The organism is Streptomyces sp. NPDC002680, assembly GCF_042889145.1.
GTDB lineage: Bacteria > Actinomycetota > Actinomycetes > Streptomycetales > Streptomycetaceae > Streptomyces > Streptomyces adonidis.
This window is the reverse complement of record NZ_JBIAQP010000009.1, coordinates 209646-235426: the sequence shown is the minus strand read 5'-3', so window position 1 is coordinate 235426 and position 25781 is coordinate 209646. Positions and strand designations below refer to the sequence as shown.

29 protein-coding genes are annotated in these 25781 nt (G+C 67.9%); 15 read left to right on the top strand and 14 right to left on the bottom strand.

All coding sequences use genetic code 11. The features are described 5' to 3' along the window. The first annotated feature begins 106 nt into the window (after window positions 1-106). Window positions 107-406 carry a hypothetical protein gene (locus tag ACFYXF_RS24625; RefSeq protein ID WP_389352363.1) on the top strand — a complete coding sequence of 100 codons (300 nt, stop codon included), beginning with the start codon at window positions 107-109 and terminating at the stop codon, window positions 404-406. Between the two features lie 76 nt (window positions 407-482). Here the strand turns inward: ACFYXF_RS24625 and ACFYXF_RS24620 are convergent, their stop codons facing one another. After that, window positions 483-923, bottom strand: a complete 441-nt coding sequence (locus tag ACFYXF_RS24620) for an ATP-binding protein (RefSeq protein ID WP_389352361.1) — start codon at window positions 921-923, stop codon at window positions 483-485. Between the two features lie 191 nt (window positions 924-1114). Here ACFYXF_RS24620 and ACFYXF_RS24615 point away from each other — a divergent pair, with 191 nt between their 5' ends. Next, entirely contained in the window at window positions 1115-1933 is an 819-nt protein-coding gene (locus tag ACFYXF_RS24615; RefSeq protein WP_389352359.1) for a helix-turn-helix domain-containing protein, read from the top strand. 9 nt (window positions 1934-1942) lie between these two features. Next, entirely contained in the window at window positions 1943-2146 is a 204-nt protein-coding gene (locus ACFYXF_RS24610) for a DUF397 domain-containing protein (protein ID WP_389352357.1), read from the top strand. A 34-nt stretch (window positions 2147-2180) separates the two neighbouring features. Here ACFYXF_RS24610 and ACFYXF_RS24605 read toward each other — a convergent pair whose 3' ends face one another. The 4 genes from ACFYXF_RS24605 to ACFYXF_RS24590 all read right to left on the bottom strand — a co-directional run bounded on the left by ACFYXF_RS24605 (window position 2181) and on the right by ACFYXF_RS24590 (window position 8818). Continuing rightward, entirely contained in the window at window positions 2181-2621 is a 441-nt protein-coding gene (locus ACFYXF_RS24605) for a hypothetical protein (RefSeq protein WP_389352355.1), read from the bottom strand. A gap of 29 nt (window positions 2622-2650) precedes the next feature. After that, window positions 2651-3397, bottom strand: coding sequence for a hypothetical protein (locus ACFYXF_RS24600; RefSeq protein ID WP_389352353.1), 747 nt, complete (start codon window positions 3395-3397; stop codon window positions 2651-2653). Between the two features lie 22 nt (window positions 3398-3419). Further along, entirely contained in the window at window positions 3420-8060 is a 4641-nt protein-coding gene (locus tag ACFYXF_RS24595; RefSeq protein ID WP_389352352.1) for a DUF6531 domain-containing protein, read from the bottom strand. Window positions 8061-8170: 110 nt separating this feature from the next. Next, entirely contained in the window at window positions 8171-8818 is a 648-nt protein-coding gene (locus tag ACFYXF_RS24590) for a hypothetical protein (protein ID WP_389352675.1), read from the bottom strand. Window positions 8819-8924: 106 nt separating this feature from the next. Here ACFYXF_RS24590 and ACFYXF_RS24585 point away from each other — a divergent pair, with 106 nt between their 5' ends. Continuing rightward, window positions 8925-9275: a hypothetical protein gene (locus ACFYXF_RS24585; protein WP_389352350.1), complete on the top strand. Its 351-nt coding sequence runs from the start codon at window positions 8925-8927 to the stop codon at window positions 9273-9275. Window positions 9276-9326: 51 nt separating this feature from the next. On the opposite strand, the gene ACFYXF_RS24580 is transcribed toward ACFYXF_RS24585, so the two are convergent. The 9 genes from ACFYXF_RS24580 to ACFYXF_RS24540 are packed head-to-tail and all read right to left on the bottom strand — an operon-like array spanning window position 9327 to window position 15998. Continuing rightward, window positions 9327-9788 carry a pilus assembly protein TadG-related protein gene (locus ACFYXF_RS24580; protein ID WP_389352673.1) on the bottom strand — a complete coding sequence of 154 codons (462 nt, stop codon included), beginning with the start codon at window positions 9786-9788 and terminating at the stop codon, window positions 9327-9329. Window positions 9789-9790: 2 nt separating this feature from the next. Further along, window positions 9791-10210: a TadE/TadG family type IV pilus assembly protein gene (locus ACFYXF_RS24575; protein WP_389352348.1), complete on the bottom strand. Its 420-nt coding sequence runs from the start codon at window positions 10208-10210 to the stop codon at window positions 9791-9793. Further along, a complete protein-coding gene (locus tag ACFYXF_RS24570; RefSeq protein ID WP_389352347.1) occupies window positions 10210-10713 on the bottom strand; it encodes a TadE family protein in 504 nt (167 codons plus the stop codon). The genes ACFYXF_RS24575 and ACFYXF_RS24570 overlap by 1 nt, the downstream gene beginning before the upstream one ends. A 49-nt stretch (window positions 10714-10762) precedes the next feature. Continuing rightward, on the bottom strand, window positions 10763-11017 hold the full coding sequence (locus ACFYXF_RS24565; protein ID WP_389352345.1) for a hypothetical protein: 255 nt from the start codon (window positions 11015-11017) through the stop codon (window positions 10763-10765). 60 nt (window positions 11018-11077) lie between these two features. Next, a complete protein-coding gene (locus tag ACFYXF_RS24560) occupies window positions 11078-12001 on the bottom strand; it encodes a type II secretion system F family protein (protein WP_389352343.1) in 924 nt (307 codons plus the stop codon). After that, window positions 11998-13050, bottom strand: coding sequence for a type II secretion system F family protein (locus ACFYXF_RS24555; protein ID WP_389352341.1), 1053 nt, complete (start codon window positions 13048-13050; stop codon window positions 11998-12000). Before ACFYXF_RS24555 ends, ACFYXF_RS24560 begins: the two co-directional genes overlap by 4 nt. A gap of 2 nt (window positions 13051-13052) precedes the next feature. Further along, on the bottom strand, window positions 13053-14363 hold the full coding sequence (locus ACFYXF_RS24550; protein ID WP_235475650.1) for a CpaF family protein: 1311 nt from the start codon (window positions 14361-14363) through the stop codon (window positions 13053-13055). Next, window positions 14360-15259: a hypothetical protein gene (locus ACFYXF_RS24545; RefSeq protein WP_389352339.1), complete on the bottom strand. Its 900-nt coding sequence runs from the start codon at window positions 15257-15259 to the stop codon at window positions 14360-14362. Before ACFYXF_RS24545 ends, ACFYXF_RS24550 begins: the two co-directional genes overlap by 4 nt. Before the next feature lie 16 nt (window positions 15260-15275). After that, a complete protein-coding gene (locus ACFYXF_RS24540; RefSeq protein ID WP_389352337.1) occupies window positions 15276-15998 on the bottom strand; it encodes a hypothetical protein in 723 nt (240 codons plus the stop codon). 507 nt (window positions 15999-16505) lie between these two features. Here ACFYXF_RS24540 and ACFYXF_RS24535 point away from each other — a divergent pair. The 11 genes from ACFYXF_RS24535 to ACFYXF_RS24485 all read left to right on the top strand — a co-directional run bounded on the left by ACFYXF_RS24535 (window position 16506) and on the right by ACFYXF_RS24485 (window position 25738). Next, window positions 16506-17228, top strand: a complete 723-nt coding sequence (locus ACFYXF_RS24535; protein WP_389352336.1) for a hypothetical protein — start codon at window positions 16506-16508, stop codon at window positions 17226-17228. A gap of 116 nt (window positions 17229-17344) precedes the next feature. Then, entirely contained in the window at window positions 17345-18559 is a 1215-nt protein-coding gene (locus ACFYXF_RS24530; RefSeq protein ID WP_389352334.1) for an acyl-CoA dehydrogenase family protein, read from the top strand. A gap of 170 nt (window positions 18560-18729) precedes the next feature. Next, entirely contained in the window at window positions 18730-19401 is a 672-nt protein-coding gene (locus tag ACFYXF_RS24525) for a hypothetical protein (protein ID WP_389352332.1), read from the top strand. Beyond that, the gene (locus ACFYXF_RS24520) at window positions 19398-20477 is read left to right on the top strand and encodes a hypothetical protein (RefSeq protein WP_389352330.1); all 1080 of its coding nucleotides are present in this window, start codon (window positions 19398-19400) and stop codon (window positions 20475-20477) included. Before ACFYXF_RS24525 ends, ACFYXF_RS24520 begins: the two co-directional genes overlap by 4 nt. A 247-nt stretch (window positions 20478-20724) precedes the next feature. Further along, entirely contained in the window at window positions 20725-21558 is an 834-nt protein-coding gene (locus tag ACFYXF_RS24515) for a hypothetical protein (RefSeq protein ID WP_389352328.1), read from the top strand. Between the two features lie 260 nt (window positions 21559-21818). Beyond that, complete coding sequence (locus tag ACFYXF_RS24510; RefSeq protein ID WP_389352327.1) at window positions 21819-22262, top strand: hypothetical protein; 444 nt, start codon at window positions 21819-21821, stop codon at window positions 22260-22262. 98 nt (window positions 22263-22360) lie between these two features. After that, on the top strand, window positions 22361-22645 hold the full coding sequence (locus ACFYXF_RS24505; protein WP_389352325.1) for a hypothetical protein: 285 nt from the start codon (window positions 22361-22363) through the stop codon (window positions 22643-22645). A gap of 50 nt (window positions 22646-22695) precedes the next feature. Then, on the top strand, window positions 22696-24045 hold the full coding sequence (locus tag ACFYXF_RS24500; RefSeq protein WP_389352323.1) for a hypothetical protein: 1350 nt from the start codon (window positions 22696-22698) through the stop codon (window positions 24043-24045). Between the two features lie 13 nt (window positions 24046-24058). After that, a complete protein-coding gene (locus ACFYXF_RS24495) occupies window positions 24059-24478 on the top strand; it encodes a hypothetical protein (RefSeq protein ID WP_389352321.1) in 420 nt (139 codons plus the stop codon). Further along, window positions 24468-25127, top strand: coding sequence for a hypothetical protein (locus tag ACFYXF_RS24490; RefSeq protein ID WP_389352320.1), 660 nt, complete (start codon window positions 24468-24470; stop codon window positions 25125-25127). Before ACFYXF_RS24495 ends, ACFYXF_RS24490 begins: the two co-directional genes overlap by 11 nt. After that, window positions 25124-25738: a hypothetical protein gene (locus ACFYXF_RS24485; protein ID WP_389352318.1), complete on the top strand. Its 615-nt coding sequence runs from the start codon at window positions 25124-25126 to the stop codon at window positions 25736-25738. The genes ACFYXF_RS24490 and ACFYXF_RS24485 overlap by 4 nt, the downstream gene beginning before the upstream one ends. Window positions 25739-25781 lie beyond the last annotated feature (43 nt).

Below are 25781 nucleotides of genomic sequence, written 5' to 3'. Positions count from 1 at the left end.
CAGCCGATCACTGGTCTTCCTGTCACCGGGTCGCAGTGTGACTCGCGACGACCTCATCGCCATGCTCCGCGAACAGACGCCGGCATGCGGGCCTGCACGTAACGCTTTGATCGCCGGGGCTGACTTCGTCGTCTGGGACGGCCTGGTCCCGGCCAACCGGCACGCAGGCGTCTTCCGGATCCGAATGCACCACTCCTTGAAGCGTGGCCACACGATCGATGGCCTGGCCGACAGCGTCGACATCCTCAAGCGGGCCGGGGAAGAGCCGCTTCGTACCGGATCCATCGACGCGGTGGACAGGTCATCCTGGTTCACGATCTTCCTGAACTCCACGGCGACAGCAGTGGTGGCCTGCTGCGGCGGACGCCGGCCCACCCCCATGGAGTCGGCCGACGGTCCGGAGTGACAACAAGCCTGCCTTTGTGGCAACTATCGTGCTTCGGCTCATGACGCCGCTCCGCACGCACATTGCGGGACAGCCCTTAGGCCGCGACGAGGTCACCCCACACGTACTTGCCCCGCCGCCCATCCCTGCTCAGCGGCTGCCAGCCCCACAGGTCCGCGCACGAACTGACCAGGGCCAGACCACGCCCCTCCTCCAGGTGCGTGAGCTGCGTCAACTCCTCTGCCGGAGGGGGCGGGTTGGGCGGTTCGGGGTCGGCGTCCCACGCTCCGACCCTCAGGAAGCCGTCCCGCATCCGCAGGCGCAGGGCGACGGGCCCTTTCGTATGCCGTACGGCGTTACTGACCAGCTCCGTCGCGAGGAGTTCGGCGACATCGGCGAGTTGGATCAGGCCGTGCATCGTGAGGACGAGGCGGACGGTACGGCGGCAGACGGTGACCGCGCGGAGGTCGTGGGGGATGTGGAGGACGTACTCCCAGGGCTCGTTCGTGGTAGGGGCGTTTCCTTCGGTTTCGGGCATGCGTTGACTCCGGTGGTGGGGAGGGGGGTTGGCGGATTCCGCAGCGTGTGCGCCACAGCACTGACGGTAGGGCAATAATTTCTGCCCATGCAACCTTTTGCCGTAGCCTGACACCCGAACGAGGCATTTCTTCGCGGCTGTTGAGAATGGGAGAGTGCGTGGCACCGAGGAGCCACCCCACCGCACGACAGATGCGTCTGGGGACGGAACTGCGCAGGCTGCGCGAGGCCGCCGGGTTGAAAGCCCGCGAAGTAGCGGCGTTCCTCGACTCGACTTCGGCCCAGATGAGCCAGATGGAAGCGGGCATCGCGGGCGTCAGCGCGGACCGCATCCGTCGGCTGGCGGCCCACTACGACTGCACGGACACCGCACTGATCGACGCCCTGACGGCAATGACAGGCGACCGCGCGCGTGGCTGGTGGGACGAGTACCGAGGAGTTCTGCCTCAGGTGAACCTGGACGTGGCGGAGGCCGAGCACCACGCGACCTTCCTGCGCGAACTCGTCATCACCCACGTTCCCGGGCTCCTCCAGACCCCGGACTACGCCCGCGCCGTCTTCAGGTACATGCGCCCGGAGTTGCCGGAGAGCGAGTTGGCGCCCCGGGTCGAGCACCGCATGAGGCGGCGCACGGTAATTGAGGGCGACGCCCCGACCCCGTACGAGACGATCGTTCACGAGTTCGCCCTGCGCATCCGCGTGGCCGACCGCCAGGTCTCCCGTGCTCAACTCGGGCAGATCCTGGACCAGATCGAGCAGGGGCACGTCACCATCCGCGTCATCCCCACCGACCAGGACGGTTTCGGCGGTGCCGGCGCCTCGATGATGTACATGGGTGGGCCGGTGCCCCAGCTCGACACCGGCTTCCGGGACGGAGCGGCCGACACCGCGTTCATCGACGTAGAACCCCAACTAAGGACGCTTCGAACACTCTTCCGTAAGGTGGAGGAGGCGACGCTGGACCCCACAGCGTCCCGGGACTTCATCCACCGCCTGTCGAAGGAACTGTGAGGCGCACCCATGACTCAGGCTCTGAACTGGCGGAAGTCCAGCTTCTCCGGCGGCGCCGAGGGCAACACCTGCGTGGAGATAGCAGACCTGCGTGCCCGAGTCGCCGTACGCGACTCCAAGGAACCGGCGCGCGGCACGCTCTCCTTTCCCGCCGGAACCTTCACCGCGTTCGTCGAGACGCTCAAGGCCGACACCGCACACACGGCCGTCTGACCTCACGTCGGCTCAGGGCCGCCGCCACTGCCGGTCACCGCTCGTGCCATGGGCGTGCCGAAGCCCATCCGACCAAGGGCAAGGTTGCGTTGCAGCGGGGAGCGAAGTGCGCTGCGACGAGGGCCGGCATCCGATGGTTCAGGCCTCGCACGTGCGCGGTGAACGCCTCGGGGAGCAGGACGTGGTGTGTCTCCACGTAGTGCGGGAAGTCCAGGCGCCAGAGCCAGGTGCCGTCGGTGACCAGCGAGGAGCAGCCCAGGGAGTGGCGGTGCGCCCTGCCGGTGATTGCGTCGTGGCCCGCTTCCATGACGTCGATGAGGACGTGGCCCGCATCCAGGTAGGCCACCAGGTCCGCCTCGTCCGGCTCCCCGACGGGCCGGACGGCGTCGTGGACGGATCCGTTCGGCTGCCCGGGGCGGTTGTCGAGTTCGTCGTAGAAACCCAGCAGGCCCAGCAGGCCCGGCGATCCCTGCACCACATCTCCCTGCACCGCAGTCTTCGTCCTTACCTGTCGTACAGCCTCGCGGTGGCGAACTCGACGAGTTCGTCGATCTCCGTCTGCCGCGGTGTGCCGTTCTGGGTGTTCCACTCTGCGACGAACCAGGCGCCGTGCCATTCGGCGCGCCACACATCGCCGTGCCGGTTCTCGAACTCGACGAAGCTCCCGGTTCCGCCGTCCATCAGCCGAAGCTCCTCCACGAGCCGCGCCGGCTCGGTGAAACCCCGGCCGGGGTTCGTGCTCTTGCCCCGGGTCCGCGTGTTGGCATACCGCATCTTCAGGAAGGGGAGGGGATCGCGGCCGAGATGGTTGAGGCGCAGCATGCGGTACCTGGTGATGGCCTCGTCGAGCGTTTCGTCGCCGGAGAACTCGCAGACGTACGCCGGGAAGGTCAGCCGGACGTGCGGGGTCAGGTCCGGATTCTCCACGCGGTAGAAGCGGTGGACCTCGGGCGCGATACCCACCACCGCGTCGAAGCGGAGTCCGGCGGGCGGTTCGAAGCCGTCGAGCGCGCCCAGGAAGGAGTTGCGGGCGAAGATCGCGTCCTCGTGCTCACGGGCGAAGCGAAGGGTGCCGACGGCCAGGTCCTGGTCGTAGGAGTTGCGGCCGCTCAGCTGGAGCAGCCGCTTCCCGTCGGCGGACAGCGCACCCGCGAAGTCGATGCCGGGAGCCGGCGACCAGTGCCAGCTGTCGGGCAGACCGGGAAGCGGCTCCGCGCCACGGAAGCCCGTCACTACGGCGCGAATGTCCATGAATCCTCCGTCATCTCCGTGATCAGCTGCATGAGTATCCGTCTCCGACTTCCTGGATGAACGTGTCCGTCATACGGCCGCCGCCCCGGGAGTTCTCCCTCATCTCCATCGCTTCCAGGTGGTCCGTGTTGTTGTAGAAGTCGTTGCGTGTGGGGCGGTCGGAGAATCGGCCTTCCCGGTTCCAGTGCTGTACCACCGGGTCCAGGTGTTCGTAGGTCACCGTACGGTGGAACGGCCTGGGATTGTCGGCCCGGGGGTCCCAGATCAGCTCGTCGTTGCCGTTGCGCCAGGTCAGCTGGTCCCGGGGGATCCGCGCGCCGTCGTCGTCGCGCGGCACCCCGCTGATCGCACGGCCCTCGTCGGTGTAGTTCTCGACCATGTAGTCGTGGGTGGGCACGCGGTAATCGGACGGATACTGGTTGTTCCGCGTGTACTCGCGATCCCCCTCCGGGAGATCCGGGTCCCGCCCGAACCGCATTCCGTTGGCCGGGTCCTGCCAGTGCAGTCCGAGCGGGTCGCTCCATCGGTGCGGGTTGGGTACGTACGCGCTGTCGTTCGTGGCAGGTGCGAGGCCGAGAGGATCAGGGCTGACGTACTGCCCGGTGAGCGGGTCGTAGTGGCGCAGGAAGTTGTAGTGCCAGCCGGTCTCGTCGTCGGCGTACTGTCCGGGGAACCGCAACGGACAGTCGACCTCGCCGGTGTCGCCGGTCTGCGGGGTGTCGGACAGGCGGCTGCCCCAGAGGGTTGTCCGCCGCAGCCGGACCACCTCGCCGTCGGCCGAGACGAGTTCGGCCGGCGCCCCGGAGAGGTCGGTGACGATCGCGTGGAAGCGTGCGTCCAGGCCTGGCGCCGCCCGGTCGAGCTGGGTGATCGGCTGATGGGTTCCGGGGACGTAGTCCCAGGTCGTGGCGGAGCCGTCCTGCGTGATCTGTTCGACGAGACGGGTGCCGTCCCACACGAAGAGGATCTCGTCGGCGACTGCTCCGTTCGCGGTCAGCCGCTGCTTCGCCACCCGGCGGCCCGCGGGGTCGTACCGGTACCGCCAGTCGACTCCGTCCGGTGTCGTCGTACCGACGAGCCGGCTCCGGCTGTTCCACGAGTACGAACGGATCCGTCGCTGCCCGTTGAGCAGCCGCCGCACCGTGCGGACGATCCGCCCTTCCCCGTCCCGTTCGTAGCGGGTGCGCCCGGTGTGCTGGATCCGGGTCCCCGCGAATGCACGGTTCCTGTCACCGTCCTCGACAACAGGGCTCGACGCCCGGGTGATGTTCCCCAACTCGTCGTACTGGTAGGTCTCCTGCCACCCTCGCGCGTCCACGGCGGTGACCCGGCCCCTGCTGTCGAGGGCGAAGTGGCGTGTTCCGGTGGTGAGTTCGTCGACGGAGGTGGGGACGCCGTCCGGGCGGTACGCATAGGTGCGCCGCTGGAGCAGGGCCGCTGCCCCGTCGAGTGCCACCCCGTCGGCCGAAGCGCGTTCCAACGTCTGGGCGGCGAGCCTGCCCGTGTCGTCCCAGGAGTGGCTGAGCCGGACTTCGCCGGGGAGGGTCCTGCTCGTCTCACGCTCGAGGTCGTCGAAGCCGAACACGATGCGGCGGCCGTCCGCTTCGAGCACGGCGGAGCGGTCCGTGTCGTCGTACGTCCAGGTGGACTCGATGCCGGTGGGGGTGCACCGCCTGACGCGCCGGCCGAGGACGTCGTACGCGAATGTCGTCGCCCTGCCGTCGATGCTCTCCGAGAGCAGCAGACCGTCCACGCTGTAGGCGCGCTCGACGGTGGCGTCGGGGCCGGTCTCCCGGATCGGGCGGCCGGCGGCGTCGTACGTGCAGCTGGTCGAGACACCGTCGTACCGTGTCTCGACCGTGCGGCCGAGGACGTCGCGGTGGAACGAGACCGTCTCTCCGGCGCCGTTGACCCGGGACGCGAGCAGGCCCACGGCGTCCAGTTCGTAGGTGAGTGAGCGCCCGCCGAAGTCGGTCTCGGACACGAGGCGGTTCGCCGCGTCGTACCCGTACTGCCAGGTGTTGTCGTGGGGGCCCGTCACAGCGAGCAGGTTCAGCTCGGTGTCGTAGGCGAACGAGTGGGCGGTGCCGTCGGCCAGCCTGCGGGCGGCGACCTGGCCGAACGGGCCGACCTCGAACGTGGTCGTACGCCCCAGTTGGTCGGTCTGGGACACCAGGTTGCCCTCGGCGTCCCACACCCAGTGCTCCTGGGCCCCGTCCGGCGTCCGGCGCCACACCATCCGGCCCTCGGGCGTCGTCCGCCGGTGCGTGACACGACCCCGCGCGTCGGTGAAGCTGCTGATCTGGCCCAGAGCGTCCCGCTGGATCCGGCTGACGGCACCCCGTGCATCGGTGAACTCGACGGGCAGCCCGGTCGCGTCGCACCGTGCCCTGCTGGTGCGCCCGGCGGTGTCGGTGACAGCGACGAGGCCGCCGTGACCGTCGTACTCGTAGCGAGTCCTCGACCCGGCCGGACCGGTGGTGGCGATGTGGTTGCCCCTGTTGTCGTACGCGTGGCGCCACTCCGCCCCGCCGGGGGTCACCGCCCGCACCAGGAGGCGCAGTTCGTCGTACTCGGCTTCGGTCACGGCACCGTCGGGGCGAACGACCGTGGTGAGATTCCCCGCCGGGTCGTAGCCGTAGCGGGTGGTGCGGCCCAGCGCGTCGGTCCGGGCGAGCAGACGGTCGTAACGGTCCCACTCGTTGGCGATGCTCTCCCCCAGCGCGTTGCTCACCGAGACGAGCTGCAGCCTCTCGTTGTGCCGGTACGTGGTGGTGCGGCCGAGGGAGTCGGTGTATCGAGTGGTGCGGGTCTCCGTGTCGTACGTGATGGCGCAGTCGAGGACGCCGTCGACGCCCTCGCCGCGGACGACACGGTGGGCCTCGTCATAGGTGTAGCGGTACCAGGAGCCCGTGCGGTCGGTCCAGGACGTTATTCGGTCGTCCGCGTCGTAGGTGAGCCGGTACGGCAGGTCACTGGAGTTGAAGATCTCGGTCAGACGGCCGTTCTCGTAGGCGTAACGCACCAGCGGGACAGGGCCGTTGTCGGGATCGAGCAGCCGTAGCCCCGTGACTCGGGCGTCGGCCGAGTCGACGGCCACGTGGTAGCCGCCGGAGTGCCTCAGGGCGAGTGGCGTGCCGTCCGGGGCGTAGTCGACGTCGATTCGGTTGCCGTTGCGGTCCCAGACCGCCTGTATGGGCAGCGTGAGCCCGATGTCGTGTTCGGCGCACTCCACGGGGGCGAAGAGCCGGGTGATGCCCGACACGGGGTCGGTGACCCTCAGGGCACCCGGCTGTTCCTCGTCCCAGGAGAGCGGCCAGCGGGGCCCTTCCTGCGGCAGGACAGTGCTGTCGCCCTGCGGCGGCGGATAGACCAGCACCATGCCGTCCGCCGTGGCGAACAGCACGCCCTCGTCGTCGAGTTCGAGCCGTTGGTCGAGCGTGGAGGTCCATGAGGGGCCGAACCAGCGGCCCGAGCGATAGGTGGAGACATGCGTGCGCGCGACCGCCAGCCGCAGCACTCCGGGAAGCAGTACGTCCGTCGCGGTCATCAGCATCTCGCCGGAGACCATGTCGATCGGATCGCCGTTCTTGCACCGCCCGCCGGCCGGCTTCCCCTTGGCGACGGCGTTGTCCGCCTCCCTGCGGAGGCCTCGTTTTCCCAGTCCCTCGGCCATGGCCTTGAGACCGCCCTTGCCCAGAGACTTCATGCCCTTGGCAAGACCTCCGAGGGTGGTCAGGCCCTTGCCGCCGGGTATGCAGTCCAGCGCGGCAAACCCCACATCCCATAGAGACGCCTGTCCCTTGGAGTATTTGTAAAGCGTGTCCGCGAGCACGACGAGAGCCGCGATCAGCACGATCGCGCCCAGAATCGGCCCCCCGATGATCATCGCGACGACGCCGACCACCGCGACGACGATCTTGCATACGGCGACGATGGTGTCCCAGTTGTCGACGAACCAGTCGCCGACCTCCTCCCACCAACTCCGGTTCTGGATACCGGCGTCCGAGGCCTCGTCGATCCTCCGCTTCGCCTCCCCCGCCGCCTCCTCACGCATCTTCCGCGCGTCCTCGGCCATCTTCTTCGCCGCGTCCAGCGCGGACTCGGCACTGGAGACGTCCGACCGGGCCGTGCTCTGCGCCGACTTGGCGTGCTGGGCATCGCGGGTGGCGGCCCGGACCTTCGCCTCGTCCGGCGGCTCCGCCGCCTTGCTGCCCGTCGGGTCGTCCTTGTACTTGTCCGACTCCTTCGTCGCCCGGGTGACCCACGAATCCGCCGACGACAGACGGGACTTGGCCGAGGACAGGTCCGCCTGCGCCTCCCGGCCCTTCGCCAGCGCCCTGTCCGCCAGCGCCTGCGCCCGCTCCAGCTTCGGCCAGTAATCCACCAACGCATCGCCGCACAGGTCGTACGACCGCTTCAGCTTCTTCAGGTTCTTCGGCACGTCCGCGAACTCGTCCTGGAACACCTCAGCGGTCTTCCCCGCCCACTCCAGCGTCTCGTTCTCCGACGCCATCCCCTTGACCAGACGCAGCGCGTCCGCGACATCGTCCGCGAAGTCGTGCAGCGTACGGGCCAGTTGGCGGACCCGGTGCGGGTCCCCGGGCGTCGGGTCCTTGTCCAGGTCAAGGACGTGCCAATCAGCCGGCCGATACCCCGCCATCCCGCAACCCCCGTCACCCGCGTACCACCAACAACCGTGTGCACACGTGAACTTACAAGGAACGGCCGTTCGGCGGGAAGGCAATCAGGGTGGCGCGTCGGCCCGCTGGGCTAGTCGGTGAACCGGAATGTCGACGTGATCGCGTCGAAGATGTCGAAGAACGACTCCGCGAGGTCCAGCACCTGGCTGCTGCCCGCCACCAGCGCCACCTTGCCCTCCTGGCCCGGCACCGGGATGAACGTCTGCATCAGCACAGCCCTGATGGTGCGGCCGAGTTCGTCGCCCGGTACGGCGATGTCCTCGACGCCGTACGTACGGGCCGCCGGGCCGACGCCGGGGATGTCGACGGTCGTCACCTTCCGCCAGCTGTCCCCTTCCCGCTTCGCCTCCTTGACCGCCAACTGGGCCGCGATGGCCGCCGGTTCGGTCGAGAGCGGTGTGCCGTCCTGGGCCCGGCCGCCGACCATCGAGACCGTCACCGAGCCGGTGATCGGGGTGTCGCCGCCGAAGCTCTCGGCCATGCAACCGCAGTACAGCGCACCCGACTTCCACGCGTCCGCCGCCGCCTTCCGCAGGAACGCGGTGTACGTGTCGCGGTACGGGGCCAACTCCTCGCGCTGCCGCACCCGTTCGTCCACCATCCGCCTGATGGAGTCGTCGCGTGACTCGGGGCGCACGTCGAACTCCCACCACGACTCGGGCACCTTGATCCGGAACCCGCCTCGTTCGACCGTCTGCGCTTCGCTGTAGCGGGCCATGTCCTCGCTCCACCCCGTTGACTCGTTCTCCCGTGCCGACATCGTTCCGTTGTACGGTGCCGATCAGACGCTGATCAGACTACGAGGCACTCCGGGGGACTCACACATGGGCAAGGGCAAGTCCGACCTCACGCTCCCGCTGAGCGAACTTGAGGACTACGGCAGCCGGTTGCGCTCGATCAAGACCCGGCTGAACCACACCAAGAAGCTCTTCGAGTCCTACCGGGACGACATCGGCGACGGCAGCGTGAACGACGCCCTGGAGGACTTCGAGTCCAACTGGGAGGACGGGCGCGAGGACATCAGCCAGCAACTGGACGCCCTCGCCGACATGTCCGACGCCGTCGTCCGCGAGTTCAAGAAGCTGGACGACGAACTGGCCAAGCAGGTCAACGAGAAGATGACGACCAAGGACACCAGGAGCAGTGGCCAGGGTGGCAGCGGCGGCGACAAGTGAGCCGAGGGGTGTGAGCATCGGGGCGCGTACCCCCGTACCCCTTCCCCTCCCTCACCCCACCTCGTTCTCCGCCACCGCCTCGCCCCGTACCGTCACATCCCCGCCGTAGAACAGCCCCGTGAACACCGGCGAGTACGTCAACTGCACCTCGACCTGCACCTCGTCCGCGTTCGCCGCCACGCAGTGGGACGCGCCCGTGTCCGCGGCGGACATGCCCATCTCCTGGGCGAAGGCCTTCACGCGGGCGTCGCAGTTCTGGAAGTTGATCGGGGCGCCGCCCGCCGCGTTGCCGTAGAGGGCTTCGAGGTCGATGTCCTGGGCGGCGTAACGCGCCGCCTGTTCCGCGATGTCCGCCGCGCGTTCCCGCTTCGAGATGGACATGCCGCCGTCGATCACGAAGGCGGAGAGGGAGAGGAAGAGGAGGGCGAAGATGATCACGGCGCCGGCGCCCGAGCCGCGGTCGTCCAGGCGGGTCCATCTACGCTCACACCAGTCACGTACAGCAGAGTGCACCGTCACACCGTCCTCCGGAACGGGTCCAGCGGTGAGCTGAAGGTCGCCGTCAGGGTGGTGGGGATGTCCAGGCCCAGCATCGCCAGGCCCCGCACCTCGCAGCTCACCTCGACGCTGAAGATGGTGTCGGGCTCGAATCCGGCGCTGGTCTGGGTCACCGTGACCGGGCCCGAGCAGACGTCCGTGAGGTCGGCCTCCGCCGCCTCCCTGGCTTCCGCCATGGCTGTCACGTGATCCTTCTGGATCGACCCGGCGCGGGCGGCGTCACGCGCCGCCCCGTCAAGAGCCCCACGCCCGTCCACCAGTTGCCCAAAAGCCACCAGCACCAGGATGAACATGATCATCACCGGGGCGAGAATGACCACCTCGATGGTGGACAGACCCCGGTCGCCGTAACTCCGCACATCAGCGGGTGAGTTCATCAGTTCTCCCCCTCCCGCACGAACCGCTCCACCGGCCCCACCGACTGCGCGTGCACCGTCAGATCGAACCCGGGGAACACCGTGGGCACCCGTGCCGTGATCTCCACGCCCACCGTGTTCACCTCGGGCTGGAGCATCGTCACGTTCGGCGACAGGACCAGGCTCGGGCCCAGCTGCTGGATGTAGCTGTCCACCACGTCCTTCGCCTCACCCCGCCACGCGCCCGGCTGGTCGTGCGCCATGGCGCGGGCCTTGCGGGCGCCCGCCTGGGCCGCCGCCTGGGCCACATGGTCCGCGAAGAAGTACAGCGCGAACTGCACCGTCGCGAAGATCATGAAGAAGAGTACGGGCGTGAGCAGCACGAACTCGATCGCGGTCATGCCGGAATCGGACCTGCCGACCCCGGACCTGCCGGCGCCGGACGTCCCGGAGTCACCGCGGGCGGACGCCGACTTCCGTGCGGCCTCCACCCTGCGGCGTACCCATCTGCCTGCGCCACCCACGAGCAACCCCGTCAACTCGACCCCGTACACCCCGTTTTCGTACGTGCGGTCAGCAGGTGCCGCTCGCCTTGGCGCCCTTGATGCAGTCACCGACCTTGTTGGCGCCGTCGCTCAGCGCGGTGTTGATGATCGCGGCGACCACGCCGACGATCGCCACGACGACCGCGGAGATGATGACCCACTCGACCGCGGACGCGCCGCGGTCCAGCTCGCCGGAGCGCGCGCGCTCCACCCGAGCCTGGAAGAAGGTGACCAGGAAGTCCATTGCCGGGATCCCGGTGTTGGTGAAGTTCCGCCCGTTCATGATCAGTTGTCCTCTCACATCAAAAAAGAATCTTGGAGCATGGGCACTGCGGGAAACGACTCAGACCTGGAACACACGCATCGCCGCCGGATAGATCAGGAAGACCAGGAAGCCTGCACAGAGCAACAGCTGGGCCACGAGCATCGACTGCGACTTCTCGCCCGCGCTGCCCTCGATCTCGGCGAGCTCGCGGTGCCGCATGGTCTCGGCGCGGGAGGCGAGGGACTCACGGACCTTCGCTCCGTCGTCGGCGACGAGCGCGAGGGAGGCCGACAGGTCCTTCAGCTCCTCCACACCCAGCTCCTCGCCCAGCGAACCGAGCGCCTGCCACTGGCTGGTGCCGGTGATACGGGCGTCCGCGAGCGCGTTGCGGATGCGCTGGGTGGCCCAGCCGTCCGACACCTCGGCCGCCGCCATCAGCGCCTCGGGCAGACCCCGGCCGCCGGCCAGGCTCATCGACACCAGGTCGAGATACGCCCCGATCACCCGCCGCAGGTCACGCCGCTTGTCGGCCGCGTCCCGCCGTACCTCCAGGTCGGGAAGGAAGAAGAAGACCAGCGCGAAGAGCAGCGCCAGCCAGACCGGGATGGCCGGGCTGCTGGCCATGCTCAGCGTGTAGACGATGGCGAACAGGAACGGGCCGAAGAACAGACCGGCCGCCCCCAGCAGCACCTTCGTCGCAAGGAAGTTCTCCCAACTCCGGTCCAGGACGGCCAGATCGGCCCGCAGCGAGCGCTGCTCCCAGCCCTGCTGAAAGTAGAAGTCCGAGACCCGGACGCCCACTTGGGCCCGGAACGAACCGATCCGCCCCGCGTCCTGCGTGCGATGGGCCGACTCGTACGCCGCTCCCCGCGCCCGCATCGCGTCGACACGCGCGACCTGCGAGACCGCACTCCGCTTCGACGGCATCAACGCCCGTACGAGGACGTAGATCCCGAGGCCCAGGACGGCGCCGACCAGCACGGGCATGGTCAGGTCGTTCATCGACGTACCCCCTCTTCTGTGCCGGGAGCGGCCCCGTACGGCGGCTGTACCTGCACGCCCTGCGCAGTCGCCGGCGTCCGGGTCGGCCGTACGAACTGCACCGACGGGTCGTCCCGTACGAGGAAGCGTTCGGGAGTCTCGATGGTCGACAGCTTGCGCAGCCACCAGAAGCCGAGCGCGAACAGACCGCAGACACCGGCGAGGACGACCTGGCCGATCGGCGTGCCGTACGGCTCGACGAACTCCCGGTTGAAGATGGCGAGTCCGAGCACGAAGGCGACCGAAACCGCCACAACGATCTGTACGGACCGCCGAGTTGACGACCGCTGCGCCATGACGCGCTGCCGCATGTCGACCTCCTCGCGCGCCGACTTCGCGAGCGCGCCCAGGACTTGGCGCAGACCCGGGCCGCGCAGCCGCGAGTTGAGGATGAGCGCCGCGACGATGATGTCGGCGGACGCGTCGTCGATCTCGTCGGCGAGCTGCTGGAGCGCCTCGGGGAGCGGGGTGCGGGAGCGGAGCCGGTCGACCATCGCGTCCAGGTGCGGACGCAGTACGGGTGCCGCCGCGCGCGCCGACGCCGGGATCGCCTGCTCCAGCCCGACAGCGCCGGCGATCGTGTCGCGCAGCGACTCCGTCCAGGAGGCGAGGGCCTCGACGCGCCGCATTCCGGCCCGTTCCTCCGCCGCGCCGCCGAAGAGCCGGTCCCAGAAGAAGACGAGGACGCCGGCCGCGATACCGGCCACCGCCCACCGGGTCAGCACCAGCACGGCGAGTCCGACGAGCGCGGCGAGCGAACCGCGCTGCCCCGCGAACCGGATGAGTTCGTTGGCCCGCTCGCTGGCCTTCTGCTTCTCGTGCTCCGGCTTGGCCGGCAGCCCGCGGATCGCGACGACGAGCAGCGCGAGCCCGCCGCCGACGGCGACACCGGCCACGAGAGAGTAGAGAACCTCGGTGGAGAACAGCCCGCCCATGGAGCCGAGCGAGCCGACGGCCGCCGAGTACGTGTCCCCGTACGCCGGAACATCACTGGTTGTCGTCATGATCATGGTCACCCCCAGTTCCCGCCGGGCAACCGGTACCCGTGCGCGACCAGATCGTCGAGGCAGGAGATGGGCGCGTGCGGCACGATGCGACCGTCCGGGGTCTCGGCGAAGACCTCGCTGGACAGCACCCGGCCGTCCACGCCGTTGACCTCACGGACCGAGGTCACCATGCGCTGGAGCCGGCCGCCCGTATGGAAGTTGTTGCGCCGCGTGATGAAGACGACGAAGTTCACGGCGCCCGCGACGAGCATCTGGCTGGCCTCGATGGGCAGCCGCTCCGTGGCCTGGAGCGCGTACGTGGAAATACGGTTGAAGACCTCGTGCGAGCTGTTGGCGTGGATCGTGGAGAGCGAGCCGTCGTTGCCCTGCGACATCGCGTTGAGCATCGTCACGATCTCGTCGCCGAGCACCTCACCGACGATGACGCGCGAGGGGTTCATACGCAGCGACCGTCGCACCAGCTCGGCCATCGAAATCATGCCCTGGCCCTCGGAGTTGGGCAGCCGCTCCTCGAACGCCACGACGTTGGGGTGGAGTTCGGGGAACTGGTCGAGGCCCAGCTCCAGCGCACGCTCGACGGTGATGAGCCGCTCGTGCGGCGGGATCTCGTTGGCGAGGGCCCGAAGCAGCGTCGTCTTACCGGCGTTGGTGGCGCCCGCGATCATGATGTTCTTCCGGGCGCGCACGGCACAGGCCATGAAGTGCGCGACTTCGGGGGTGACGGTCCCGTTCCCGACAAGATCGGAGATGAAGACCTTCCCCATACGCGCACGACGAATGGAGAGCGCGGGGCGGCGGGTCACGTCCATGACCGCCGACAGACGCGACCCGTCCGGCAGCCGCAGGTCGAGCTGCGGGTTGGCGGAGTCGAAGGGCCGGGAGGAGAGCCCGGAGTACGCGCCGAGGACTTGGATCAGCTCGATGAGCTCCTCGTCGGACTCGGCAACGGGATCCCCGGCCACTTCCCGCCCATCGGAATACCCGACGAAGACCTGGTCGTACCCGTTGATGTCGATGTTCTCGACGTCGGGGTTGTCGAGCAGCGGCTGGAGCCGCCCGACGCCGAAGAGCGCGGCGTGCACGGCGGCCGCGTACTGCTCCTCGGTCTCGGCGTCCAGCGGCGTACGCCCGGCGTTGATCTCGGTCCGGGCGTAGTCCTCGAGGATCTGGGCTATGACGGCCCGCGCGTACTGCCGTTCGTCCTCGCCGGACATCGGCGTGACGTTGGAGGCCTGGTCGAGCCGACGCTGCTCGGAGATCCGGTCACCGGCGTCCTGCCGGAACCGCTTGACCAGCGAGTGGTCGACAGCGGTCATCGGCCGGCCCCGGCATGGCCGGAGTAGCCCGCGTGGCCGGGCTGTTGGCCGCCCGGCTGCTGGATCTGCTGAGCCTGGTGGACCTGACCGGGTACGGACCACGCGGCGCCGTACTGCTGGTACAGATCCGAAGTCACCTTGCGGGCCGACCGGATGAGCATCGACTTGTCGAGCCGCCCGCGCTTGCGCCCGGCCAACTGCTCGGCCCCGGCGGGGTCTTCGGCGAGCGTGCCGACGACCCGGGCACCCGTCTGCGCGTGTACGAGCATGTCGTTGACCTGGTTGACCAGCTTGCCCGAGTTGTTCGGATCGGCGATCAGGATGACCCCGATGAGCGGCGTGGCCAGGCTGGCGGCGCCGCGCGGACCACCGTGCAGCTTGGTGGAGAGGGCGGCGGCACGATCCCGCACGCGAGCGATGGCCTCGGGCTCGGTACGCGAGATGAGCAGCACGAGGGCGGCATGCGGGAACAGCTCGACGACAGGCGTGTCCCCGCTGATGCGTCCGCAGTCGGCGATGACGTCGGCGGGCGCGTTCGGGGAGTCGGCGAGCTGCGCGAAGGCGCTGCCGAGGGTGGGCCAGAGGCCCGCGAGCCCGGCGGCCTGCTCGGCGATTCCGAGCCCGACGAGCACTTCGAGCCCACCGCTCAACGGCTGTACGTGGTCCCAGAGTTGATCGGGAACGAGCCCACGCCGTGCGGTCGCGGCGATGGACAGCATGCCGGTGTTGGGGTTGAGCATCCCGCCGTGCGCGGCGGCACTGCGGTACACGAGGTCGCCCCCGGCCGGGTCGGTCTCGGCGAGCAGGGCCCGCCGCGGCCAGACCGCCGCGAGCGCGACGGCCGCGGTGGTCACGCCGGGGGAACCCTTGTCGGCGGCGAGAACAATGAGCGCCATGGTTCTGGGGCCGCCTTCAGCTGCTGGGGATGAGCACGAGAGCCACTTGGCCTGCGGCGGCTGCCTGGGCTAGATCGGCGGCTTTGGTGCTGTCCACGGTGAGGGTGACGGGGAGGTTGGTGCTGCTTATGACGTCACCGTCCGGGTTCTTCACGTCGCTGACCTTCGCCTTGTCCACGAGCAGGCTGGTGCCGGCACCGGACGAGGAGGAGTCGCTGGAACCCGTGCTGGAGCTGCCGGAGCCGGTGGAGCTGACGCGGTAGACGGCGACGAGGTCTCCGGGCTTGAGGCCGTTCGGGTACTGGCCCTCCTTGAGGGAGAGCCCGACGATGGCCTGCCCGGCGCCGAGGCCGGTCTCGCCGGTGAACATCTGCCCGACGGGGACGACTCCCGCGGGGATCGCGTTGACGGCCTTCAGTTTCATCAGGCCGGTCAGCTGCTCCCACGGGATGTAGTCGATGCCGTCGTCGGCGGCGACCATGACGGACGACGTGTTCGCCTTGGTGACGGACCCGCCGGCCGGGATGGGGGCGGTCACCTTGATGACCTCGATCCGGTCCCCCGCCCGCAGCACGAGCATCGTCGCACCCAGCGCCCCGACCAGAATCAGAAGCACCGCAAGAGCGGCAAGAGCCGGTTTGCGCTCGCGAGGCGGCGCCGGGAGGCGCTCACCGGCCATCGGCTGAGCAGGTACCGAGGAACGGCCGCCGCCCGCACCCGTACGCTCTTGGATCTTCACGCAACAGCTCCCCGTACACCCAAGACAAATTCTGCCAATTCAAGTGCCAAATAGGACACTTCACTCGCGAATACGCACGATGTACGCGATGCGCGCGATTCGCCCTTACTGCTGGACGTACCGCCCGACCTGGCCAATTAGCCAGCGCTGGAGTGAGTGTCAAGCCATGGCACCGTATCAGCCGCACATAAGCCCCTCAAGGCGCGTTCTGGATCGTGAACAGCGCCGGGCACAACGTTATTCACGTGCAACTACGGCCGTACGGTTCCCCGTTGAGCACAGCGATCCGGTTACGGCACCAGCTGTGCACGCGCGAATCTGTTGCCGACCCGACATTTGCAGGCCATCCAACCCCGGCCACCACCACCGCCCGTCGCCACGGCTCGGCCATGAGGCCTGCACGATTCGCTCACGCGACGCCCGGCCGCCCTCGGGGCGCCCGTGCCATGATCCTTGACCGCCCTCCCTCGGGAACCCCACGTCAAGCAGAGAACCGCAGGCCCCCCCATGAAGCGAACCGCACTGCCCCTCTCCCTCCTCTGCCTGGCGGCGGCGCTGACCGCCTGCTCGGCAGATGGTGAGGACAACAAGGAAACCGCCGACAAGCCCAAGGCGTCCGCCTCGGTCTCTGCCTCGCAGGCCAAGCAGGCGGGCCCGGCGGAACGGGTCGCACAACTCCTGGTCACCAAGGCCGAGGCCGGCGACTTCAGCATCGCGGAGCCCGCCGCCAACGATGCCCTCGCCAAGTCCCAGTCCGCCCTGACCTCGGACAAGGCGGACTGCGCCCCTCTGTCGTACGCGCTGAACGAGCTGCCCATCGGCACCTCGGAGGCCTCGCTCGTACGGGTGACCAACTCGGCCAAGGGCATGGTCACCTACATCACGCTCGCCACGTACGCCACCGGCAAGGCGGAAGCAGCGATGCAGGGGCTGACCACAGCGGCCAGCACATGCCGCGGCGGCTTCACCGCGAAGTCGTCCGCCGGGGCCACGACGTACGACTCGGTGACCGTGGAGACGGCCCCCGCCGACGGCGACGAATCCCTGGCGACAGCCACGACGTTCACGTACCGGGGTGCCACCCAGACCCTCCGCACCCAGACGTTCCGCTTCGGCGACACGATCGCCAACTACTTCACGCTGAACAGCAACGCGTTCCTGCAGGGAGGACCGGGCAACGCGGAGATCCCGGCAGCCCTGGTGAAGGCGCAGAACGCGAAACTGGCCTGAGCCGGTTCACCGATCACGCCTCCTCCACGAACCACAACTCCTGCTGCTGCAAGGCCTGTTGACAGCCAATCCGCGCCGCGCGACGGTGAAGGCTTCGTCGAGCCCGGAGGTAGTCCATGGCTCCGCCAACAACCCGTCCCCCTCCCCTTCCTCCTCGCCCCGCAGAAGGCCTCGTAGACCGCGTACGGGCGCTGCAGCCACTCATCCGCGAGCACGCGCCCCATACAGAGCAGGAACGGCGGGTGACACCAGAAGTGGTCGCGGCCCTGACGGACGCCGGGCTCTACCGGATGAACGTCCCCCGGCGGTACGGCGGTTACCAGTCCCCCCTGCGTACCCAGGTCGACGCCCTGTCCGAGATAGCCGCCGCATGCGGCTCGGCCGCCTTCATGGCCCTGATCCAGGCGGGCTGCGCCTACATCGCGGCGCTCTTCCCGGACGAGGCCCAGGACGAGATCTTCACCAGCCCCGACGTACGGGTCGGCGGCACCCTCATCCCTGACGCGACGGCGGTCCCGCGCCCCGACGGCGGCTACGTCGTGAACGGCACGTCGGCCTTCGCGACCGGCTGCCAGGACGCGGACTGGCACCTGCTGACGGTCCGCGTAGAGCCCGACACCCCTGGCACCCCACCCGAACTCCTCTGGGCCGCGGTCCCCATGGCCGACCTCGACATCCTCGACGACTGGTACGTGTCGGGGCTGGCGGGCAGCGGCAGCAACAGCGTGGTCGCGCGTGATGTCGTGGTCCCGGCACACCGCGTCCTCCCTGTGGGCCCCCTACTGGACGACGGCACGATCGCGTCGAAGACCAACGCCGACGACCCTTTCTACGGCATGCCGGTACTGCTCCTCTTCTGCGCCTGGACGCCCCCGAACGCCCTCGGCCTGGCCCGCTCGGCACTGACCGAGTTCACGGAACGCATCCACCGCCGGGGCATCACGTACACCTTCCACGAACGCCAGAACGAGGCGACGGTCACCCACCTCCAGGCGGCCGAGGCGGCGATGAAGATCTCGTGCGCCGAACTCCTGACGGCTGACTTCGTGGCGAAGATCGAGTCAAGGGCGGCGACAGGGACGCCGTACACCCCGGAGGAACGAGCCAGGATCAGAGCCCAGAGCGGCTACACGACCCGCCTCTGCAAGGAGGCCGTAGACCTCCTCGCCTCCGCCTCCGGCGCGTCCTCCCTGCACCGCGAGGTCCCCATCCAGCGAACGGTCCGTGACATCCACGCCCTGAGCCTCCACTCGTTCGTGAACCCGACGACCAACCTGGAGCTGTACGGGCGGGTGCTGTCGGGGCTGGACGCGGGGACGCCGTTCCTCTAGCCCACACGATCAGGACACGGCAGGACACAGGACCCATCGAATTTGCACCAAAAGATTCACAAACACCCACGCTCCGAAGGAAGTCCTGCCTGGCAAGACCACAAGCCCCCCAGATACCGTCAGGGCTCTCAGTTGTATCGCCTGTATTGACATCTCACGGGGAGCTCACCTTGAAGCGCCGCCCTTTGCCCGTTGCTGCCGCACTCACCGCAACAGCGGCCCTACTACTGACGGCCTGCGGCAGCGGAGACGACGAGTCCACCGCCAACGACAAGATCGCCGGCGCCGAACAGAACACGGCGACCCCGACGAAGTCTGCGGAGCCCTCGGCAGCAGCGGCGGAGGACAAGCCGGACGGGGTGGACTTGTCCCTGCCCAAGGACATCAACCTGGTCTTCGACTGGACGAAGCCGTCGAACAAGAACGAGGCGGCGGCGATGGATGATGCCGCGAATTACATCCGGGCCATCTACCAGGGCGTCGACAAGGGCACGACCAAGAGCGCAGCCGTCGCCACCTACGCGAGCGGCGACGGTCTCAAGTACGCGAACACCCAGATCGACGCCTATATCGAAGGTGGCTGGACTGTCACCGGCACACGGCGCCACTACGACGCCACCACTCGGTTCGCCGCGAACGGCAAGTCGGTGGAAGTGGCGTTCTGCTCCGACTCGACCAAGTTCTACGGCAGGGAGGTCACGACCAGGAAGGTCCTGACGACCGACCCCAGCATCACAGACTTCAGCTACTTCAAAATCATCATGGTCAAGCACCCTACGGGTACCGACCTGTGGCAGGCGTCGAACGTGTACGTCGAGGAGAAGGCGGCGAAGTGCCAGTGAAGGCTTCACGTGGTCCACGCCTCGCCACAGCAGCGCTGACGCTGGCTCTCAGCACCCTCACCTTCACAGGATCCGCCTACGCGGGAACGGGTGTGGGCGACGGAAAGGGCGGCGACACGGAGCAGACGGGCGGCAGCGACAGCACAGGCATCTACGCGGCCGCCAAGATCCAGTACTCCGGATCCGTCGCCAAGGGCGGCGCCACCGGCAACGTGACGTCGGCCGACGTCAACTGGACGCCACCCGCCTGCTGGTACGCCCCCTACCTCGGTGCCAAGGACTTCAAGAAGGAGATGTCCGGGAACCTCGACGAGGCCCTGAACACTCCCGGCATGGGCGGCACCGCGAGTTCGGCGATCGGCGAGGTCCAGCGCCACTACGAGGACGACTACGGCTGGACCGACACCCCCGGCTACAAGGACTACAACGTCGACAAGGACGGCGAGGGGATGTTCTGGGCCGCTGTCGAGAACCCCAACGAGCCGGATGTCCTCAAGCGGACGTCCTGCACGGACCTCCCCTTCTGGGTCGACAACGGCGAAGCCCCGCCGCCCCAGCACGAAGAAGCCATCAGCCCGGAGATACTCGCGGGCCTCGCCTACCAGCACATGCAGCTCCCCGACACCAAGGTCACCCTCGCCCCGGCGGCCAACACCAAGGTGAACCTGCCGACTTGGGCCTGGCTGGACAAGGCCGTCTTCGACGAGGTCCAGGCGACGGCGGCCCTGAACGCCCCGGGCTTCAACATCCAGGCCACGACCACCGCCAAGCCGGTGTCCCTGAAGCTGGAACCGGGCACGGAGGATGCCGAGACCTACCCGGCCTCCGGCGAGTGCGTCATCAACGCGGACGGCTCCATCGGCGAGCCCTATGCCCAGGGCAAGTCGGCCCAGACCCCACCGTGCGGGCTCAAGTACCTCCGCTCCTCGGGCGACGGCACGTACAACATGCGGGCGACCATCACCTGGGACATCGCCTGGACCGGAACAGGCGGCACGGGCGGCGACCTCCCGAACGGCACGTTCGGCAGCGAACAGGCGATCACCGTCCAGGAGATCCAGGCCGTCAACCGCTGAACGGACGGACAGACGCGGCCGGTTCACTCCCTGGAACCGGCCGCGGATTCCCTCCTGGGGGCGGAAGCGAAGCGCCACGCAAGGAACTCACGACCTCACCACCGCGAGCCCCATCGTCTCTGCCGGAGTCCCCCGGCGCTGCGGACCTGTGGCCGGATGGTGCTTCCCGGTTGCGTGAGCAGGCGGATGCGCTCGGCGTGTTGATCCGTGAGGATCTTTCGCGGGTCCGCGCTCCCCTCTTCCTCCTGTGCGCGCGGGCGTGGTGACGATCGTCGCCGGGGCGCCCGTACGGGGCATGACCCTGATCATCGTCCTCGCGGTACCGGCCCTGCCCGTCCTGGTCATCGCAGAGGCCTTCGCCTGGAGCCCGATCAAGAAGTACGCCGGACGGTACGGCTGGTCCGAGCGGGAGCGAGTGATCCGCGCTCGTGCGCGCAGGCGGGAGCTACATCGCACGCGGCTCACACAGGCATTATCGTCCGCCACCGAGCCGCCCGTGACTGTCCTGGGCAGCGTACGCATCCACCCCGCGCTGCTCTATGCGGCCGTCCTCAGCCCCGCCGCCATCGTCCCCCTGGTCTTCGTCGCCGTACGCCCCGAGAACGTCCCCGGCATTGCCCTTGCGGGCCTGGTGACGTTGACCGTCCTCGCGCTGGGACTGCCCAAGGTGGTTCTCACCCGTCGGCGTGAACGAGTCGAACTCGACTCCGCCGCGCACTTACTCCCTCACCGCAGCCTTCGCGGCAGGAGCCGTCCTGCACCCGGTGTGCTACGGCTTGGGCGAGCCGGACGTCCAGGACGCGGTACCGACCGCAGCAGCCTGGGACGCCGGTCCCTCGCGCACCGGCGCCCTGGCAGTCAATGCCGGGACACTTCGCCTTCGCGGAATGGACGGAGCCACGCTCGACCTTCCGGTCGCAGAGGTCAGGGGGCGGTCCTCGTCGCCGGCAGTGTCGCCGGGCTGGCCCCCTCGGTGGACGTACTCCTTCACTCAGGAGAAGCCATCGAGTTCCGGTCGCCCGAGGCGAGAGCCATCGCGGACTCACTCGCCGGTGCCGGCGTACAGGTGGTGACGGCATAACGGCGGGGCCACGAGGCGCCGCGATAGCGAATCGAAACCCCCTCGGCATAGCCAGCCCGAACGCGGCACTCCAGAGCACCTGCTCTGGTGGTCATCGCCCGTTTGCACACGATCACGATCAGGAAACAGAGCCCACCATCAAGTCCCCTCTTTGTCCTGAATCGCACATGTTCTCAAGCAGGTTCGCACTGGCGAAACCTCCAGCCCCACCGCTACCGTCAGCGTTCTTGATTGAATCTTTGCCTCACGGGGAGCCCATCTTGAAGCGCCGCGCTCTGCCCGTTGCTGCCGCGCTCGCCTCAACCGCAGTCCTGCTGCTGACGGCATGTGGAACCGAGGGCGGCAAGAACGCCGGAGCCGACGTCGGTGGCGGGAGCCCGGAGACACCACTCTCGCCGAGTCCGTCGCGGGACGGCGACCACCCCGATCTGTCGTTGCCCGGTGATGTGAAGGAAGCATTCGAGGAGTGGAAGACCGGCGACGTCACCAACGACACGGCCCTCAAGGAGGTGCAGACCTTCGTGGATCACGACGCGACCATCACCGGCGCCATCCGCTACTACTCGCCCACGGTCAGCCTGTCCGGCAACAAGACTGCCGCCGTCACGCTCTGCGCGGACGAGAGCAAGGCGTTCAACAAGCTCCTGAAGATGAACAAGGTCGACCGCAACGCCACTCGTACGTGTACTACATCAACCGCCTGACCCTGAACGCGAAGGACGTCTGGGTCACCACCGAGTCCGTCTCGAACCGGGCAGCGAGATGTGCACACCGTAACGGCACCCGGAAAGGGGGAATCTCAATGTCAGACCTGATCGTCGACTTTGACCTGCTCAGTACATCGGCAAAACAACTCAACGCCATTCAGCGCGAGTTCAAGAACCTCGACGACTGGAAGGACGAGATCAAGTCGGTCGTCGGAGCCTCCGAACTCAAGGAGGCCATGACCGACTTCATCGACAACTGGGACGACAACCGCAAGCGTCTGCTGGAGTCGTTGGAGTCCGTCGGAAAGATGGTCGAGGGGACTCGGGACACGTTCAAGAGTCTTGATGACGAGCTGGCCAAGGCCGGAAAGAAGAAATAGGGGCCGTACGTCCCATAAGCGCCGGCTGAACAATTTCTTCTGGGGGAGAAATGGCAAGACCGAAGGACTGGCATCCACTGCGCGAGAGTGATCCCGTGCCAGGTGATCCCGAGGGCATCCGTGGCCAGGTCACACACATGAAGAAGATCGCCGAGTTCCTGCGTACGCAGGCCGCGGCGCTCACCGCGATGGCCGACGCCGACAACCTCAAGGGCCAGTACGCCGAGAAGCTCGGCGAAGACGCCCGAGGCCTGGGCCGCAAGCTCGACGAGGCGGAGGACCGCTATCGCGAGGTGAAGGGGCACCTGTCCAACTGGGCGGACGAGCTGGAGGACTTCCAGCGGAAAGCCGACAAGGCACTCGGTGACGCCCAGGACGCCCAACGCATCATCGACCGTCACGCAGCCAAGGCGGACGACAAGACAGGCCCGGACAAGAAGAAGGACGGCGAAAGCGGGGAGGACGGCGGTTCCCCGGCAGAGGATCCCGAACTCAAGCGCGCCAAGGAGGACTTGGAAGACGCGCAGAAACGGGTCAACACCGCGGCCGGCGACTACCAGGAGCGGGCCGGCCACTTCGCGGGCAAGATCCGGTCGTCCATCGACGACGACATGAAGGACAGCTGGTGGAACGACGTCAAGGCGTTGGTGGCTGATGCCGAATGGCTCGGCGACTGGGCCGAATATCTGAGCTGGGCCGCGACGATCGTGGGTATCGCCGCCATGTTCTTCCCTTTCCTCGGCCCTCTCGCACTCGCGCTGACCATCGCTGTGACCCTGATCCACCTGACACAAGCGCTCACCGGGAACGGCTCCTGGTTCGACGTCATCATGGACATCGGCGCACTCAAAATGGCACGGAACGGAATCAGGGCGGCCAAGGCCGTCAAGGCTCTCCAGGCAAGTTCCCGGAAGACCGCGGCAGGACTCGCCAAGGACAAGGCCGCAGCGCAAGCCGCACGGGGAAATGCGGGGGCGAGGAACACAGCGGCGCGCGCCGGACGAAGGCGCGGCGGGACGTCGAGCAAGACGCGCGACAAGGCCCGTGCTCGCCGTCTGCGCATGGAGGGCGAGAACCGCGCAGTCGGGAAACGAGCCTCCGATGAGGTGCGCGACGCCGAGATGCCCCAGCTCAGCGCACAGGAAGCAGCCAATGCTCTGGGTGACAAGGCCCTCGGCCGCCAGATGAAGGACATCAACAAGTTGCGGGACGAGTACCCGGACAGCAGCATCCTCGCCAACAACGCTCAACAGGCCGCGCGCCACACGGATGCCATCCGGGGCTCGTGGGGTGTGTCTACCGTGCTGGACGTGTCCGACAAGAGCGGGGACGCCATCAGCGGTGGCGAGTACGGCAGGATGAAGGACGGAATGACCGCACCCGTAGGCTCGCAATGGTGAAGGAAGCCCACTGATGACCGACGTCCCCCGCGACGGGGAAGCCGACCAGGCCGACCTCCGAGCGCCGAGCCTTATGTACGGCATGGCAGCCGTCAAAGTGGTCTTTATCCTGGCATTGCTGCGTTTGTTCGCCGGACCGATGACCAAGGACTTCTTCGACGAGGAACTGATTTCGATGCCGACCTGGGAGTGGGCCCTGTGCTCACTCACTCCAGGAATCCTGGTCTTCCTTGCCCGGCGCCCGCAGGACTGGGCCTGGCTCGCGGATGAGCGTAATTTCCTCCGGATTCCGCTGAGTTTCTACTTCCTCTACGGGCTGGCTTTCGCCGTTTTCCAGGGCGTGTGGATCCTCTGGATCTCGGTCGCCGCGAGCGTCGGAGCCTTCGTGGGTATCCGGTACCTCAACAGCAGGGAGGCCGCCCATGACCACTGAGCAAACCACCACATCAGTAACCGGCTACCGTCTCCTCCTCCCAGACCAGTGGGCCCAGGTCCCCCTGCGCCACGGCACCGAGAACGCTGTACACCGCATCCTGGAGGACGCCTACACCCGAATCCCGAAGGAGGCGCCACCCGACAAGGTCGGCCCGTACAAGCGGGAACTTGCTCGGAGGTTCCGGCGGGCCGTCGCACAGGCCCAGCAGACCAAGGGCCTTGACCTCTACCTGCCGGTGAAGCCCATGGGCGGCAGCGACTTCAACTTCAGCCTGGGCGCCTCGATCCTCGTCTCGGAAAGCCTTCTCCCGCGGCGCTCCGGAGTAAAGGGCACCGGTGAACCAACCGACGTAGCCGTGCAGTTGCTGTCGCGTGACGGAGTGGACGGAGCGGATCTCAGCTCGGGAGAGATCGACGGCGCTCTCGCAGTGCGCCACGAATACGTTGCTGCGGCCAACCCGGACCGGAGCGCGGAGCTGCCCTCCCGACGAGTGGAATACATCGTGTCCGTACCGGGCGATCCCGACCGCTGGTTCGTGGCCGCCTTCTCCACCATCGGAGGCGGGAACCCTCGCGACGAGCTGGCCGAGGCCCTCGTCGAATGGTTCGACGCCGTGATGGCGAACTTTCGCTGGAGGCAGGGATGAGCGAGTTCTGGCCCATCATCGACATCGAGCACGTCGATGCCTATCCGTGGGTCATTCTTCCGCCGCGCGGCGGGCCTCTGGCCCCGTTGGAAGAGTGGGACGACATCCAGGCGTGGTGCCACGAAGCAGCCGAGGACTTGTGGCTGGACCGTGAGCTCGACCCCGGTCCGAACGGCGTGGACTTCGTCGCCGTCACCCTCGCCCGCTGCGCCGAATCCTTCTGCCCGCCCGACTCGGAGCACTGGCTCTTCCTCCACCTCGACCACCCCACCGACCTCCCGATCCCCGTCTGTGTGGCCATCGGGCCGGCACAGCGCCCCCGCGAGGAGACTCTGCGGGCGCTGACCCTGGCGGACGACCCGGATGCCGTCGAGCCTCCGGTCGTCAAGCCCTTCAAGGCGGAGCGGCTGGGGGAAGGCCTGACGACCTTCCGGTACGTCCCCCAGGACGACTCGCCGCATCTGCTCGCCTGCGTGCGCTACGCGTGGCAGGTCGAGGAGCACGGGGCCGATGTCGTGATGTGGACCGCGACCGAGGACATCCCGCGCCTCATGAGCGCCTCCGAGGACCTGGAGAACCTCGCGCACTCCCTGGCGATCTGGATTCCCTGAGCTGAGGAGCCACGGAAGCGGAGGCCATCCAGTCTCCGCCCTC

What these genes read in the sequence shown, in the direction of transcription:
- ACFYXF_RS24490 (WP_389352320.1), top strand. Translation starts at nt 24,468, where the DNA reads ATGACCACTGAGCAAACCACCACATCAGTAACCGGCTACCGTCTCCTC.
- ACFYXF_RS24555 (WP_389352341.1), bottom strand. Translation starts at nt 13,050, where the DNA reads ATGATCATGACGACAACCAGTGATGTTCCGGCGTACGGGGACACGTAC.
- ACFYXF_RS24585 (WP_389352350.1), top strand. Translation starts at nt 8,925, where the DNA reads ATGGGCAAGGGCAAGTCCGACCTCACGCTCCCGCTGAGCGAACTTGAG.
- ACFYXF_RS24545 (WP_389352339.1), bottom strand. Translation starts at nt 15,259, where the DNA reads ATGGCGCTCATTGTTCTCGCCGCCGACAAGGGTTCCCCCGGCGTGACC.
- ACFYXF_RS24615 (WP_389352359.1), top strand. Translation starts at nt 1,115, where the DNA reads ATGCGTCTGGGGACGGAACTGCGCAGGCTGCGCGAGGCCGCCGGGTTG.
- ACFYXF_RS24500 (WP_389352323.1), top strand. Translation starts at nt 22,696, where the DNA reads ATGGCAAGACCGAAGGACTGGCATCCACTGCGCGAGAGTGATCCCGTG.
- ACFYXF_RS24485 (WP_389352318.1), top strand. Translation starts at nt 25,124, where the DNA reads ATGAGCGAGTTCTGGCCCATCATCGACATCGAGCACGTCGATGCCTAT.
- ACFYXF_RS24550 (WP_235475650.1), bottom strand. Translation starts at nt 14,363, where the DNA reads ATGACCGCTGTCGACCACTCGCTGGTCAAGCGGTTCCGGCAGGACGCC.
- ACFYXF_RS24610 (WP_389352357.1), top strand. Translation starts at nt 1,943, where the DNA reads ATGACTCAGGCTCTGAACTGGCGGAAGTCCAGCTTCTCCGGCGGCGCC.
- ACFYXF_RS24590 (WP_389352675.1), bottom strand. Translation starts at nt 8,818, where the DNA reads ATGGCCCGCTACAGCGAAGCGCAGACGGTCGAACGAGGCGGGTTCCGG.
- ACFYXF_RS24535 (WP_389352336.1), top strand. Translation starts at nt 16,506, where the DNA reads ATGAAGCGAACCGCACTGCCCCTCTCCCTCCTCTGCCTGGCGGCGGCG.
- ACFYXF_RS24620 (WP_389352361.1), bottom strand. Translation starts at nt 923, where the DNA reads ATGCCCGAAACCGAAGGAAACGCCCCTACCACGAACGAGCCCTGGGAG.
- ACFYXF_RS24560 (WP_389352343.1), bottom strand. Translation starts at nt 12,001, where the DNA reads ATGAACGACCTGACCATGCCCGTGCTGGTCGGCGCCGTCCTGGGCCTC.
- ACFYXF_RS24495 (WP_389352321.1), top strand. Translation starts at nt 24,059, where the DNA reads ATGACCGACGTCCCCCGCGACGGGGAAGCCGACCAGGCCGACCTCCGA.
- ACFYXF_RS24595 (WP_389352352.1), bottom strand. Translation starts at nt 8,060, where the DNA reads ATGGCGGGGTATCGGCCGGCTGATTGGCACGTCCTTGACCTGGACAAG.
- ACFYXF_RS24505 (WP_389352325.1), top strand. Translation starts at nt 22,361, where the DNA reads ATGTCAGACCTGATCGTCGACTTTGACCTGCTCAGTACATCGGCAAAA.
- ACFYXF_RS24565 (WP_389352345.1), bottom strand. Translation starts at nt 11,017, where the DNA reads ATGAACGGGCGGAACTTCACCAACACCGGGATCCCGGCAATGGACTTC.
- ACFYXF_RS24575 (WP_389352348.1), bottom strand. Translation starts at nt 10,210, where the DNA reads ATGAACTCACCCGCTGATGTGCGGAGTTACGGCGACCGGGGTCTGTCC.
- ACFYXF_RS24530 (WP_389352334.1), top strand. Translation starts at nt 17,345, where the DNA reads ATGGCTCCGCCAACAACCCGTCCCCCTCCCCTTCCTCCTCGCCCCGCA.
- ACFYXF_RS24600 (WP_389352353.1), bottom strand. Translation starts at nt 3,397, where the DNA reads ATGGACATTCGCGCCGTAGTGACGGGCTTCCGTGGCGCGGAGCCGCTT.